The organism is Salinibaculum rarum (assembly GCF_030505615.1).
GTDB classification, from domain to species: Archaea; Halobacteriota; Halobacteria; order Halobacteriales; family Haloarculaceae; genus Salinibaculum; species Salinibaculum rarum.
This window is the reverse complement of sequence record NZ_CP129992.1, coordinates 491103-504619: the sequence shown is the minus strand read 5'-3', so window position 1 is coordinate 504619 and position 13517 is coordinate 491103. Positions and strand designations below refer to the sequence as shown.

Annotated in this window: 12 protein-coding genes; 5 read left to right on the top strand and 7 right to left on the bottom strand. The window is 62.9% G+C overall.

The window, feature by feature from the left end:
- Positions 1-121 precede the first annotated feature (121 nt).
- The 4 genes from QYL91_RS02760 (at position 122) to QYL91_RS02745 (ending at position 3905) form a co-directional block, all read left to right on the top strand.
- A complete protein-coding gene (locus QYL91_RS02760) occupies positions 122-1429 on the top strand; it encodes an O-acetylhomoserine aminocarboxypropyltransferase/cysteine synthase family protein (protein WP_302081858.1) in 1308 nt (435 codons plus the stop codon).
- Positions 1426-2637, top strand: a complete 1212-nt coding sequence (gene metX / locus QYL91_RS02755; RefSeq protein ID WP_302081857.1) for a homoserine O-acetyltransferase MetX — start codon at positions 1426-1428, stop codon at positions 2635-2637. The genes QYL91_RS02760 and metX overlap by 4 nt, the downstream gene beginning before the upstream one ends.
- A 79-nt stretch (positions 2638-2716) precedes the next feature.
- Positions 2717-3007 carry a DUF7130 family rubredoxin-like protein gene (locus QYL91_RS02750; RefSeq protein ID WP_302081856.1) on the top strand — a complete coding sequence of 97 codons (291 nt, stop codon included), beginning with the start codon at positions 2717-2719 and terminating at the stop codon, positions 3005-3007.
- A 10-nt stretch (positions 3008-3017) separates the two neighbouring features.
- Entirely contained in the window at positions 3018-3905 is an 888-nt protein-coding gene (locus tag QYL91_RS02745) for a ketopantoate reductase family protein (RefSeq protein ID WP_302081855.1), read from the top strand.
- A gap of 40 nt (positions 3906-3945) precedes the next feature.
- Here the strand turns inward: QYL91_RS02745 and QYL91_RS02740 are convergent, their stop codons facing one another.
- The 5 genes from QYL91_RS02740 to QYL91_RS02720 form a co-directional block, all read right to left on the bottom strand.
- Positions 3946-4968: a lysylphosphatidylglycerol synthase transmembrane domain-containing protein gene (locus tag QYL91_RS02740; protein WP_302081854.1), complete on the bottom strand. Its 1023-nt coding sequence runs from the start codon at positions 4966-4968 to the stop codon at positions 3946-3948.
- A 2-nt stretch (positions 4969-4970) separates the two neighbouring features.
- The gene (locus tag QYL91_RS02735) at positions 4971-6446 is read right to left on the bottom strand and encodes a sulfatase (RefSeq protein WP_302081853.1); all 1476 of its coding nucleotides are present in this window, start codon (positions 6444-6446) and stop codon (positions 4971-4973) included.
- A 99-nt stretch (positions 6447-6545) separates the two neighbouring features.
- On the bottom strand, positions 6546-6917 hold the full coding sequence (locus QYL91_RS02730; protein ID WP_302081852.1) for a NifU family protein: 372 nt from the start codon (positions 6915-6917) through the stop codon (positions 6546-6548).
- A gap of 62 nt (positions 6918-6979) precedes the next feature.
- Positions 6980-7306 (bottom strand): DUF5783 family protein, encoded by a 327-nt coding sequence (locus QYL91_RS02725; protein WP_302081851.1) that lies wholly within the window; start codon positions 7304-7306, stop codon positions 6980-6982.
- 443 nt (positions 7307-7749) lie between these two features.
- Positions 7750-9711, bottom strand: coding sequence for an archaea-specific SMC-related protein (locus tag QYL91_RS02720; RefSeq protein ID WP_302081850.1), 1962 nt, complete (start codon positions 9709-9711; stop codon positions 7750-7752).
- A gap of 121 nt (positions 9712-9832) precedes the next feature.
- Between QYL91_RS02720 and rdfA the strand changes: the two genes are divergently transcribed.
- A complete protein-coding gene (gene rdfA / locus QYL91_RS02715) occupies positions 9833-10471 on the top strand; it encodes a rod-determining factor RdfA (RefSeq protein WP_302081849.1) in 639 nt (212 codons plus the stop codon).
- A gap of 110 nt (positions 10472-10581) precedes the next feature.
- Here rdfA and QYL91_RS02710 read toward each other — a convergent pair whose 3' ends face one another.
- The gene (locus QYL91_RS02710) at positions 10582-11523 is read right to left on the bottom strand and encodes a thiamine pyrophosphate-dependent enzyme (protein ID WP_302081848.1); all 942 of its coding nucleotides are present in this window, start codon (positions 11521-11523) and stop codon (positions 10582-10584) included.
- Between the two features lie 4 nt (positions 11524-11527).
- The gene (locus QYL91_RS02705; protein ID WP_302081847.1) at positions 11528-13429 is read right to left on the bottom strand and encodes a 2-oxoacid:acceptor oxidoreductase subunit alpha; all 1902 of its coding nucleotides are present in this window, start codon (positions 13427-13429) and stop codon (positions 11528-11530) included.
- Between the last annotated feature and the right edge of the window lie 88 nt (positions 13430-13517).

The following is a 13517-nucleotide window of genomic DNA, read 5'->3' as shown; positions in this document are numbered from 1 at the left end:
GCGCGCGCCTGACTGAAGCGGGAACTTCCACTTGTCGACAATCTTGCTTGTTATTCTCACTCACTGAGATTTTTGCCGTAACTCGTGGTTATAGATATCTAGAGATATATGAGTCTGAAACATGAACGAAGAGCAGGCGGACACGCTGGGATTCGGGACGCGCTGTGTCCACGCCGGGCAGGAGCAGCCAGACCCGGCGACAGGGGCGCGCGCGCCGCCGATCTACCAGACCTCATCGTACGTGTTCGACGACGCGGGGACGGCGGCGGACCGTTACTCACTCGACGACGACGGGAACGTCTACTCCCGCTTCGACAACCCCACCGTCTCGATGCTCGAGCGCCGTCTCGCCAGCCTAGAGAACGGCACTGCGGCGGTCGCGACCGGCTCCGGTATGGCCGCACTCGACGCCGGCACCTCGATTCTCGCCAGCGCCGGCGACAACATCGTCTCGGCGGCCTCTATCTACGGTGGCACCCACTCGTATTTCTCGAATATGGTCACCCGTCGCGGCGTCGAACCGCGCTACGTCGACACGCTCGACCCCGACGCCTACGCCGAGGCAATCGACGAGGACACCGCCTACGTCCACGTCGAGACAATCGCCAACCCCTCGCTCGTAGTCCCCGATTTCGAGGCCATCGCGGAGGTGGCCCACGACCACGGCGTCCCCTTCTTCGTCGACAACACCTTCGGGACGCCGGCGCTTTGCAACCCGCTCGACCACGGCGTCGACATCGTCTGGGAGTCGACGACCAAGTGGATTCACGGCTCTGGCACCACCGTCGGCGGCGCCCTCGTCGACGGCGGCTCGTTCCCGTGGGACGAGTACCCCGAGAAGTATCCCGAACTCGCGACGGAAAGTGTTGCCTTCGAGGGAACGAACTTCGCCGAGGACTTCGGCGACCGGGCGTTTGCCGTCGCCGCGCGCCAGCGAGCGCTTCGCAGTCTCGGCGACGGGCAGAAGCCCTTCGACGCGTGGGTGACGATGCAGGGTGCCGAAACCCTCGCCTTGCGGATGGAACGCCATTGCGAGAACGCGATGACCGTCGCCGAGTTCCTCCGCAACCACGACGACGTGTCGTGGGTCAACTATCCGGGACTGGAGGACCACGAGGGCCACGACCTCGCTAACAAATACCTCGATGGCGGATACGGTGGCATGGTCACCTTCGGCCTCGCCGGTGGGTACGAGGCGAGCAAGACCGTCTGCGAGGAGACGGACCTCGCGCAGTTCCTCGCGAACATCGGCGACGCGAAGACGCTCATCATCCACCCGGCGAGTACCACCCACGCCCAACTCTCCGAGGAAGAACAGCGCGCGTCCGGTGTGACGCCCAACATGGTGCGGCTCTCGGTGGGCATCGAGGACCCGGACGACATCGTGGCCGACCTTGAGCAAGCAATCGCGACAGCGGGGGAAGCATGAACACAGACCACGACACCGTTTCGGTTGGAGAGTTCACCTTCGAGTGTGGCGAGTCTATCCCGGAGTTAGAGATTGCTTACGAAGCCTACGGCGAGTTCGAGGGCGACAACGCAGTGCTGGTCTGTCACGCCCTCACCGGGAGTGCCCACGTTGCCGGCCCACGTGACGGAACCGGGACCGCCGGCCAGGCCCGCGCCTGGTGGGACGACATCGTCGGTCCGGGCAAAGCAATCGACACCAACGAGTACTACGTCATCTGTGCGAACGTCCCTGGCTCGTGTTACGGGACGACCGGCCCGGCAAGCGAGAACCCCGAGACGGGCGAACCCTACGGGACGGACTTCCCGGCGGTCACGGTCACCGACTGGACGGAGGCCCAGCGACGCCTGCTCGACGAACTCGGCGTTCCCCACCTCCATGCGGTCGTCGGCGGCAGCGTCGGCGGGATGAACGTCCTAGAGTGGGCCAAGCAACACCCCGACCACGTCGAGCAGATAATCCCGATTGCCGCCGCCGCGCGACTCGACCCCCAGTGTCTCGCGCTCGATGCCATCGCGCGCCGCGCCATCACCACCGACCCCGACTGGCATGGTGGCGATTACTACGAAACCGACGACAAACCGACCGACGGGCTGGCACTCGCGCGACAGATTGGCCACGTCATGTACCTCTCGAAGGCCTCGATGGACCAGAAGTTCGGCCGCCGGGCCGCGGGCCGGGACGCCGTCCGCTCGTTCCCCGCCGACCGCGCGGCGAGTTTCTTCCCCTACCGGGACGTGGAGTCGTATCTCGACTACCAGGCCGAGAAGTTCGTCGAGCGATTCGACGCCAACTCCTATCTGTACCTGACGCGGGCGATGGACAACTACGACCTCTCGGCCGGGTTCGAATCCGACACCAACGCTCTGGCCGCTTTCGACGGCGAGGCGCTCGTGATGTCCTTTACCGCTGACTGGCATTTCACCACGACCCAGGCCGAAGCGCTGGCCGACGCGATGCGCGACGCCGACGTCGACGTTGCCCACCACGTCGTCGACTCGGACCACGGGCACGATGCCTTCCTCGTCGAACCCGAGAACGTCGGCCCGCCGCTTTCGGATTTCCTCGCCGAGGGACTCGGCGGCAGCGCTATCTCCGACACTGTCGACGAAGAATCCGACACTGGGAGCGACTTCGCGCCGGTCCACACCAGTCTCTTCTCGGATTGACTGCCGACGGCCGATTCTCTTGGATGTGGTGTGGTAGCACACATCTTTTATCACACTGGACACCCTCGTTTCTACTGTGATGAGCGACTCAGACCAGACGCGAGTCACCTTCGGAACGACCGTCTACCACGAGGATGGCTCGGAACTCGGCCGCGTGCGCGCGTTCGACGAGCACGGGTTCTACGTCACCCTCGACCAGGGAATCGAAGCGCTCTCTGGCGAGCACATCACGGCCGGCAACCCCGGTGAAGCCGAGTTGATGTGGCGCTGCTGGGAGTGTGGCGAGATGGGCGAAATCGAGGACATTCCCGAGGAGTGCCCCTCCTGTGGCGCGCCGAAGGAAGACATCTATTACTGGCAGGAAGACTGACGACCACGCGATGGACATCGTCGTCGTCGGTGCGGGGAGTCTCGGGAGCCTCGTCGGTGGGTTGCTCGCCCGCGCTCACGACGTGACACTCGTCGGGCGCGACCCACACGTCAGCACCGTCCGCGAGTCGGGACTCCGGATTTCCGGTGCAGTCGAAACGACGGTCGTACCGGACGCGACGACGACACCGCCGGCCGCTGCCGACCTCGCTGTCGTGACGGTCAAGGCCGGCGACACCGCCGAGGCGGCCGCAACCCTCACAGACACGTCGCTCGACGCCGCCCTCTCGCTGCAAAACGGGATGGGAAACGAAGCAACGCTGGCCGACCGACTCTCCTGTCCGGTTCTCGCGGGCACCTGCACCTACGGCGCGCGCCTGGTCGACCCCGGACACGTCGAGTGTACCGGCGTCGGTGACGTGGTCCTCGGTGCGCGTGCCGGCGGACCGTCTCCGGTGGCCGACCGCGTCGGCGAGGTGTTCTCGGCTGCCGACGTCCAGACCACCGTCGCGACGGACATGCCCCGCCGACTCTGGGAGAAACTGGCCGTCAACGCGGGCATCAACCCCACGACCGCTCTCGCGCGGGTCGAAAACGGCGCGCTCGTGGACGGTCCCGCGGGCGAGACCGCACGCGCCGCCGCCCGGGAAGTCGCCCGGGTCGCACAGGACGCCGGTATCGACCTCTCGGAATCCGCCGCCGCTCGGGCGGTCACGTCTGTGGCCGAGACGACCACTGCGAACACCTCCTCGATGCATCAGGACGTCCTCGCGGGCAACCCGACGGAAATCGACGCCATCAACGGCTACGTGGTCGACCGTGCGGACCGTCCAGTTCCGGTCAACGAGACGCTGACGAATCTCGTTCGAACGTGGGAATCTCGTCGGGATATCCGGTGACGAGGCAGTCTCCGCAGACTCGTTTCCCATCGAGACGCGCTCAGTTCCGGAAGACGACCCACAGCGCCGCGACACCGCCTGCGACGAGACCGAAGACGTAGCTCTCGACGCGATAGAGCAGCGTCGCCGCGAGCGCCGGGGCCTGGCCCAGTCCGGCGAGACCGACGAGCAAGACCAGCAGTGCCGTCTCGACCCCGCCGAGACCGCCCGGTGACGGCACCAGTCCCGCCAGCGTGCTCGCCGGGACGATGAAAAAGACCAGCAGGAGCGTCAGTTCGGCCTCGATTGCCAGCCCTGCGAAATACAGCGGGAGCGCGAAGAATATCCACCCGACGTAGGCGTACAGCAGTGCGTGTACGAGCGCCCACGGGTCGTCGGCGATGCGCTCGAAGGCGGTGTTCAGGTCCCGCATCCGCCCGCGCAGGCTAGCCAGCGAGAGAAAGCGCACGCGACGGGTGATGGGCGCAGCGAGTCGGAGCACGGCGTTTCCAAGCCAAAACCGGAAGCGCCAGCCGACGAGTGCGAACACGGGGACGCCGACGGCCATCGCGCCCAGCCCGAGCGCGAGCGGGCGGACTTGCGTGGGCAGGGAAGCGGTATAGAGCAGGGCCGCAAAGCCGATGCCCGCAAACGAGAAGAACGGAAAGAGGTTCAGCAGGTCCGCGGTGACGACGCTCGCGAGGCTGTCCTCGTAGCTGGCCTCCGTATCCCGCGAGAGGACGTACGCGATGAAGGGCTCGCCGCCGGCCTGTCCCAGCGGGGTGACGTAGTTGGCAAAGGTCGCAGCGTAAAAGGTCACCACGAGCTTGCGAAAGCTCACGTCGAAGCCCACGACGCGCAGCACGATTTGCCAGACGCGTGCCCACGCGACGAGACAGAGTGCCGTCGAGAGCGCGCCCGCAGCGACCCAGCGAAGCTCTGCCCGCGTGAGAACCTCTATCAGCCTGTCGAGTCCGACACCGACCGCGAGCAGATAGATAATCGCCAGCGCGACGGCGAAGCCAACGCCTGCCTGTGCCGCTCGTTTCCGGCTGAACAGGTCACCGAACCCCTCCTGGCTCACGGTTATTCGACGTATCCGAGGTCACGCAGTCGGTCTTTCGCCTCTTCGCCCATGTCTGCCAGCGGGTCGGCGTCGCCGACCTCGTCCCACTCGCCGCCGACCCGCGCTTCGAACGAGGACAGCGCCGCCTCGGTGGCCGCTATCGCCTCGTCGCCGTCGGCTGCGATGTTGTCGGTTTCGCCCGGGTCGCTATCGAGTCTGTAGGCCTCGTCGTCGATGCGCTCGTTGCGGATGTACTTCGCGTCGGGACGGCGCGCAGCACGCATCCGCGAGTAAAACCGTGAGTCCGCATCGAGTGTAATTCCGGCCTCGCTGGCTTTCGACTCCAGTTGGTTGAGCTCGACGACCGGGCGATGATACTCCACGAAGCCGTACTCGCCCAGGTCGATGTCGCGGTAGGAGTCGGACAGCAGGGACCGGTCGGTGTCCAGTGGCTTGCCCCGTCCCTCGACACCAGTCGTATCCAGGATGGTGTGATAGAGGTCGAGCAGTTCGACTATCCCATCGTCGCGTCCCGGCTCTATCTCGGGGTGTTTGACCAGCAGCGGGACGTTCACCAGCGGGTCGTAGATGTTGAACTCGTGGCCATAGAGGTCGTGTTCCCCGTGGAGTTCGCCGTGGTCGGCACAGACGACGACCATCGTCTCCTCCCACAGCCCCTCCGCTTTGAGCCAGCCGAAGAGCCGGCCGAGCTGGTCGTCCATGTGTCGAATCTCGGCGTCGTACAGGCCCCGGATGTCCTCCCACTCCTCGTCGTCGATGTCGCGTGCGCCACAGTTGTATGCCTTCGAGTTCTGGCACACTTCAGTCGAGTCGACGCCCGGCGCGAACTGCTCGACGTACTCCTCGGGTGGGTGGTACGGCAGGTGGGCGTCCATGAGATTGATAAACGAAAAGAAGGGCGCGTCGGAGTCGTCGATAAACGACTGTGTCTGGTCGATGACGGCGGGTGTCTTCGAGTCCTCGCCGCCGCCGGCCGCGAGGTGTTCGTGGACCGTGTTGCCCAGTTCGACCAGCCGGTCGGCCAGCGACCGGAGGCGGTCGTTGTCGTTCATGGTCTTCCAGATGCGTGCCAGCGGTCCGGACAGCGTGTCGCCGGGCATCACCTTGAAGAAGTTGTCCTGGTCGTCGAAGCCGTCGGTCAGGTGCGTGTAGGGCGTAATCCAGGCGTTCGAGGAGTAACAGGAGGTCGCGTAGCCGGCCGCCGACAGCGACTCGGCAAGTGTCGTCGCGTCCTCCAGATAGGGTGTCTCCTGGGTCGCGTTGTGGTCGCTCGGATAGCGTCCGGTAAACAGCGAGGCGTGGACCGGTAGCGTCCACGGCGCGGGCGCGACTGCGTGTTCGTAGACACGAGCCTCCTCGGCAAAGGAATCGAGGGTCGGTGTCGTCGGCCGCTCGTAGTCGTATACGGAGAGGCGGTCTTTCCGGACCGTATCGAGGACCACAAAGAGAACGTTCGGCCCGTTGCTCGTCGCCATACTACGCTGACGGCCAGCCATCAGGTTAAATACCCTGGTTTCGCCATATCAGAAACTCTCCGGACGCGCAGCGACGAGCGAACTCGTGAGCGTCCAGTTTTAGAACGGGGCTTCGGGGCCTTCGTCCTCGTCTCTCCCGCCGGACTCGCCGGGGAAGGAGGGACTCATACCGCCGTCGCCGCCGGCCATCCCCTCGTTGCCGCCCATTCCCGTGTCGGCGTGGACGGTGTCGATTTCGGGAATCTCCTTGGTCATGCGGGTCTTGATGGCCTGGATGGTCATCGGGGAGATGCCACAGCCGGAACAGGCACCGCCCAGCTGGATGGTGACCGACCCTTCGTCACGGTCGAGGTTCTGGATGGCTGCGCTCCCACCGTGCATCTGAATCTGCGGGAAGTTTCGGCGCAGGAAGTTCGTGATACGCTCGCGGAGTTCGTTGTCGTCGTCGGAGGCCTCGGTTTCCGTGCTCATAGTGGCTATATATAGAGAGTCCGCGTGCTTAGTCCTTTGGTCTCACACCATCGGGTCGCCGCTTACAGTTCGTCGGCGAAACCGAAGACGCTCTGCAGTTCCGCCTCTATCTCGTCGAGATACCGGTCCAGCACCGTCTCGGCTTTCTCCTCGTCGACGATGACGCCGCCGAGTTTCTCGACGGGATTGTCGGGGAGTTCGACCCGAAACGCCCCGTCTCCCTCGTAGAAGGGCTCGCTTTCGGCCAAAATTGTCTGGTCGATAGCGTGAATCAACTCGGAGTCGTAGGTGTTGTTCATCGTCTCGAAAGCCTGCTTGTAGGCGCGCTGGAGTTCCGGGAAGTAGTGCTCGTACTTGTCCTCGAACTTCTCGGGGTCGAAATCGGCCATTGTCGGGACGACGACGCGCACACAAAAGTTCCTGCCGGAATCGACGTCCGGGCGGCACTTCTTGGAACGTACTCCACTCCCCTAAAATATAAAAATAAATTTTATTATTGAAATACTATAATTTGACCAACTCGGAATATCTGACGCAGTCGGTAACCTCACTAACTTTGTGGTGATGGGAGATATTCGGGTGAAAAGAATAAAGTACGAATATATTGCCGCAAATAGGGATAATTGACGGTATTTAATACCGGATATATCGCAACCCTGCAAATCCAAATAGTCGGCAATCGGAACAGCTGGTTTTATTTCTAATTGGTATATCTTGATTATTATATTGAATCTTATGTATTCTTGGGATGGAACGCGGTACTGTCGGATGACCGGTCGTCGGCTGAATCGGGTCGCGCGTGGTGACGTCACCCAACCGCTCGAACCGCCCTTCAGACCTCGACAAGATGGTGGCGCTCGGCGGTGAGTCGTCGCTCGAAGGTGCGGGCGTGGTCCGGGAGCAGCACCACGACGAGGTACGGGACGTACTCCTCCAGATACGAGACGAGGTCGACGAGTCGCTCGCCGTCTATCATCTCCACCGAGTCGAGCAACATGAACGGGACGCTCTCGTGCACGTCGTGGACGAGGTAGCCGGCCAGTGCGACAACCAGGCCCGTGATTTCGCGCTCGCTCTCGCTGAGGTGGTCGATGGTGTCCTCGTACATCGCCCCGTCGTCGCCCTCGCGGACGACGTGCAACTCGAAGGTCCGCTGGGTCGTGTCGCCGCTGCCGTCTGCAATCTCTGTCTCGGTCTGCTCGACCCAGATACGCCCGATATTCTCGTATTCGAGGATGTCGAGCAGTTCGGCCATGTGGGTGTTGAACGCCTCGACTGCGTTCCGTTCGATGCGTTCGATGCGGGTGCGCAGGTCCCGGAGCTGGGCGACGATTGTCTCGCGTTCGTCGAGTAACTCCTCCCGGGCGGTCAGTGCCTGCTCTGTCTCGGCTATCTGGGTCGTTACCGAGTCGAGTTCGCCCTCGATGCGGCCTTTCTCGTATTCCAGTTCGCTCGCGCGCTGTCTGAGTTCGAGCAGTTCGTCCTGCTGGGTCTCCTGTAACTGTTCGACTGCCGCTTCGAGTTCCTCGCGTTTCGCTTCGAGCGCGTCGCTGCGCGTTTCGAGGTCGGCGACGGTCGCCTCGCTGTCTTCGATTTTCGCCTCGAGTGCGGTCAGTTGTTCGTCCAGTTCCTCGTACTCCTGTCGTCGCGTTCGCATCTGCTCGATGCTGTCTCTGACATCCGCTATCTCGGATGCAGTCTGGCGCTTTTCCTCGGTTTTCTCCTCTCTGAGGTCCTTGAGTTGTCCGACCATCTGCTCGATACTCTGTTGTTCGACCGTACTGCCACAGGTCCAGCAGGTGACGGTTTCACTGGCGGGGTCCAGCCGGCCGGTCACCGACTGGTCGCCGTCGCCGAGTTCACGGTGAACGAGCGACTCCGATTCCGCGAGTCGGTCCTCGTTGAAGCGGATGACCTGCTGGAGTTCCGTGATAGTCGAACTCAGCGAGCGTTGCCGGTCCCGGAGAGCGTCCAGTCGCTCTTCGAGTCTGGCGAGTTCCGCCTCGTCCGGCGGCGTCTGTGACTCGTACTGGTGTCGAATCGTCGCCCTGTTCTCGCGGAGCGAGGTCAACCGCTTCTGTTCGCTTTCTTTTTTCGCGGTCACGCGCTCCAGTTCGTCCCGGGTGTCCCCGAGCTGGGTAAGTTTCTCGTCGAGTTCTGCCTCGATGGCCGACCGTTCGCGGTCGCCCCGTTCCGACTGTAACCCGTCGAGTTTCGCCCGCGTCTCCGCCAGTTCCGTCTCTATCTCCTCGAGTTTTTCCGTCTGCCGTGTCCGCTCTAGCTCCAGTTCGGTCAGCTCGTCGTCTAGGATTTCGAGTCTGTCGAGTTCCCTGTCGATTTCGCGGCGGCGGTCGACCAGTTCCGTAATCTGTGAGTGGATCTCGTCGATGTCGACTGGTTCGAGAATCACTTCCCTGAGGTCCCGTCCCTCGCGAACGGCGCGGCGAACGTCGTTCGAGTCGACCAGCACGGCGAACAACTCCGCGAGTGCTGGATTCTCGAGGACGCTGTCTCCCTCGCTCTCGACGTGGCCGTTCTCGCGGCGCAGTCGGCGCACGTACGTCTCCTCTCTCATCGTCATCGCCACTTCCCCGGCTTCAGCGTCGCTTTTCAGCGTGTAGCTGTCCGTCCCGAGCGCCGCCGCAATCGCCTGGAGGAGTGATGTTCTGTTGGTCGCGTTCTCCCCGACCAGCGCTGTCACGCCGCTGTGAATCTGTATCGACGTCTCGTCGATACCCCCGATATTCTGGATCCGGATGTCCACAGACTGTTGGTCCTGTCCGGACTTCTCCATGCGCAACACTGACACCCACCACTTATCTTTGTTCTGGAACATCTCTGATTGTTTGCCATGTTACAACTCCACACGGTGGGTGGACGTACATTTACTTGCCGGGCCGCCAAAGCGCAGACAGATGGCGGACCCAGACACCGGCGGCGAAACGCCATGTTCGTGTAAGGTCAGCACTGTCGCGACCGACTGTGGGCTAGACGATGTGCATGCGGAACTCCGACAGGCGTGGGAACGGTCAGACGGCAAGAGCGTCCGCGAACTGGCGGCGGAGTTCAACCGACGCGTCCTCAGTGCGGCGTTTGCCGACGCCGGCCGACTCCCGATCGACGGTGAACTCGACAACCTCTATCGCGTGCTGACAGATGACGACGTCGACGAGGGGAGTCGCACGCGGGCACGCGAACAACTCCGCCAGGACGGCATCGACGTCGAAGCCGTCGAAGAGCGCTTTATCTCCCATCAGACGCTCTATCGACATCTCGTGAACTGTCTCGACGCAGACCAGGAGACGGCCACCCGGACCGACGCGGAACGTATCGAGACATGGGAGACGCGACTGCGCGCGCTGCAAAACCGGACCGAGAACGTCATCAGCCAGGCTATCAGCCAGCTCCGGAACAGCGAGACGATCGAAATCGGCTCCTACGACGTTTTGCTCGACGTCAACGTCCTCTGTGAGGACTGTGGAACCTTCTACACGCTCTCCGAGTTCCTCGACGAACGGGCGTGTGAGTGCCAGAATCCTTCCGATGAGGAGTGAGAATACCGTTTACGTCAAATCAGCATCGCTCGCCCGTTCGGGTCGAACTCTGTTACAGATTTAACCCTGTAACAGAGTGCTCGGTCCGGCGCCGAGAGACGCCGCCCGAATCAGGTGTGGTCCTGTCGGATGTCTTCGACGCTGCGTTCCCACTCGGCGTCCTCGTCGAAGTACCGCTCTGCGAGCGGATCTTCGGGCGCTTCTTCGATTTGCTGTTTCTCTTCGCTGTAGCTCGGTCGCTTCTCGTCGTGGTAGAACCGACCGGTCAGGACTTCACCCTCCCAGAGGCGCGATTCGGCTTCGTACATCACTTCCGCAACCTCCGCCCGGTTGCTGGTGTCGAAGTCGAACTCGTCGTCCTCCTGGACGTCGGTGTAGGGGACGTACTCTTTGGCGTCCTTGTTCCAGGTGGGACACTGGGTGAGGAAGTCGACGTGCGCGAAGCCGTCGTGTTCGATTGCCTCGATGAGTACCTCTTTGGCCTGCCGGGGGTTGACTGCTGCCGTCCGGGCGATGTAGGACGCCCCGGAGGCAAGCGAGAGCGTGAGCGGTCGGACCGGGTCTTTGGCGCTCCCGTGGGGCTGGGTCTTTGACTTGTGGCCCTTCGGACTGGTTGGCGATGTCTGGCCTTTCGTCAGCCCGAAAATCTCGTTGTTGAACACGATGTAGGTGATGTCGTGGTTCTCGCGGGCGGTGTGCATGAAGTGGTTCCCGCCGATGCCGTAGCCGTCGCCGTCACCACCGGCCGCGATGACTTCCAGGCCCGGGTTGGCGAGTTTCGCTGCCCGCGCGATAGGCAACGAGCGCCCGTGAATCGAGTGATAGCCATACGAGTCGAAGTAGCTGTTGAGCTTCGAGGAACAGCCGATGCCGGTCACCAGCATCGTCTCCTCGGGCGTCCGACCGACTTCGGGCATGGCCTGTTTCAGTGCTTTGAGGACGCTGAAGTCGCCACAGCCCGGGCACCACGTCGCCTGCGGTTCGATGCCGGGTGTGAAGTCGTCCTGGTCGATTTCCTTTTCGTCGCCGTCGATTGCTGAGAATGCGCTCATGGGGTCAGTCACCTGCCGCTGGGACGTATTTGACGTTCTGTGCTGTCGGCTGGTCGCCGTCGATTGTCTCCTTGAACGCTTCGACGACTTCGCTGTGGCGGAACGGCTCGCCGTTGTACTTCAGCAGGCTGGACAGTTTGGGTCCGTACCGGCCGAGTTCACGCTGGACCAGCCCGCGGAACTGGCCGCTGGCGTTCATCTCGACGACGAGACACTCCTCGACGCTCTCGATGAACTCGCTGACCTCCTCCTCGGGGAACGGCATCATGTCGCTGACGCCGAGCGCTTTCACCGAGTGGCCCGCCTCGGTCAGTTCGTCGACGGCCTCGAAGACGGTGTCCTGGGTGCTCCCCCAGGTCATGATACCGTAGTCGGCGTCGGCCGGTCCGTGGTGGGTCTGGTTGGTCTCGCCCGACGACAGTTCCTCGCGGACCGACGACAGTTTCTGCATCCGGCGGTCCATCTGCCGTTTCCGGTTTGTCGTATCCTCGCTGAGGTGGCCGGTCGGTTCCGACTCGTTGCCCGACGCCAGGAAGCGCCCGCCTTCCTGGCCGGGAATCGAACGGGGACTGACACCGTCTTTGCCCCCCTCGGGGTCGTGCTGGAAGCGCTTGAACTTCCCAGAGGCGTCGTGGGCCGCTTCCGCGAGTTCCTCCTCGGTCAGCGTCGCGCCGAGGTCGGGTTTCGGGTCGCGGTCGAAGAAGCTCACCGGAACGCTGCGCAGTTCGCCCTCCAGTTTCTGGTCGTAGACGATCAGGGCAGGCATGTGGTAGTCGTAGGCGAGTTCGAACGCCTGCCTGGTCTGCTCGTAGGCCTCCATCGCGTCGCCCGGAGCGAAGACGACACGACAGGAGTCGCCCTGACTCGAATACAGGACGAGGTCGAGGTCGGCCTGTTCGGTCTTGGTCGGGAGCCCCGTCGAGGGACCGGCCCGCATCGCCTCGACGTAGACGACCGGCGTCTCTGTCATCTCTGCCAGTCCCAGCGCCTCGGTCATCAGTGCGAATCCACCCCCCGAGGAACCACTCATCGCCTTGGCGCCGGCGTGAGAGGCCCCGAGTGCCAGCGTTGCCGATGCGATTTCGTCTTCGACCTGTTCGGCGATACCCCCGTACTTCGGGAGCTTCTGAGACATAATCCGGAACACGTCGGTCCACGGGGTCATCGGATACCCCGAGATGAACCGACAGCCGGAGTCGATAGCCCCGTAGGCGATACCGTCACTCCCTGTCAGGAGCGCCTGCTCCTCGTCGTGACTGCCCTCCGGGATAGACAGGTCGTGTGTCACCTCGAAGTCCTGGGCGTGCTCGTACCCGCTGTGAAGCGTCTCCAGGTTCGCCTCCAGGATGTCCCCGGACATGTTCTCTTCGAGCAGTTCTTCGATGCCTTCCAGCCCGTGACCGAGCAGCGCGGCGGTCACGCCCATCCCGGCCGTGTTCCGCATCACTGCCCGGCCGTGCTCTTTGGCGATACCGCGCAGGTCGACCGGATAGACGTGCCAGTCGTTCTCTTCCGCGAGTTCGTCGAGTTCGGTCTCTGCGACATCGTCTTCGTCCAACAGCCCGGAGTCGTAGACGATGACTCCGCCCTCGTTGAGCTCGTCGAACTGCTCTGTCAGTGGTTTCAGCTCCTCGTTACCGTAGTAGGCCCCTTCCTGTTCACTCCGCCCGTAGCTGTCACCAAGACAGAGTAGGAAGTCGAATCCGGACCCTCTGGATTCGACTGGTTCGTCCCCTATCCGTACCTCGACGTAGGTGTGACCGCCGCGGATACGTGAGGGATAGTGCCGGTGCGTGTAGATGTGTCGTCCCGACCGCATGAGTGACTTCGCGTAACTCCGGCTGGTCGAGTCGATACCGTCGCCGGAACCACCCGAAATCCGCCATGCGAGTGTGTCCTGTGTCATGTAATCTCACTACCTGGGTGGCGTGCTATCGTGCCACAGCCATGGTCAATTGCCACCGCGGCCAGTATAATTGTTTGGGTTACTGCGG

Bases quoted from the DNA above. Each gene is read 5' to 3' on its own strand.
- QYL91_RS02735 (WP_302081853.1), bottom strand. From the start codon at position 6,446: ATGGCGACGAGCAACGGGCCGAACGTTCTCTTTGTGGTCCTCGATACG.
- QYL91_RS02710 (WP_302081848.1), bottom strand. From the start codon at position 11,523: ATGAGCGCATTCTCAGCAATCGACGGCGACGAAAAGGAAATCGACCAG.
- QYL91_RS02760 (WP_302081858.1), top strand. From the start codon at position 122: ATGAACGAAGAGCAGGCGGACACGCTGGGATTCGGGACGCGCTGTGTC.
- QYL91_RS02745 (WP_302081855.1), top strand. From the start codon at position 3,018: ATGGACATCGTCGTCGTCGGTGCGGGGAGTCTCGGGAGCCTCGTCGGT.
- QYL91_RS02730 (WP_302081852.1), bottom strand. From the start codon at position 6,917: ATGAGCACGGAAACCGAGGCCTCCGACGACGACAACGAACTCCGCGAG.
- metX (WP_302081857.1), top strand. From the start codon at position 1,426: ATGAACACAGACCACGACACCGTTTCGGTTGGAGAGTTCACCTTCGAG.
- QYL91_RS02750 (WP_302081856.1), top strand. From the start codon at position 2,717: ATGAGCGACTCAGACCAGACGCGAGTCACCTTCGGAACGACCGTCTAC.
- QYL91_RS02705 (WP_302081847.1), bottom strand. From the start codon at position 13,429: ATGACACAGGACACACTCGCATGGCGGATTTCGGGTGGTTCCGGCGAC.
- QYL91_RS02720 (WP_302081850.1), bottom strand. From the start codon at position 9,711: ATGGAGAAGTCCGGACAGGACCAACAGTCTGTGGACATCCGGATCCAG.
- rdfA (WP_302081849.1), top strand. From the start codon at position 9,833: ATGGCGGACCCAGACACCGGCGGCGAAACGCCATGTTCGTGTAAGGTC.
- QYL91_RS02725 (WP_302081851.1), bottom strand. From the start codon at position 7,306: ATGGCCGATTTCGACCCCGAGAAGTTCGAGGACAAGTACGAGCACTAC.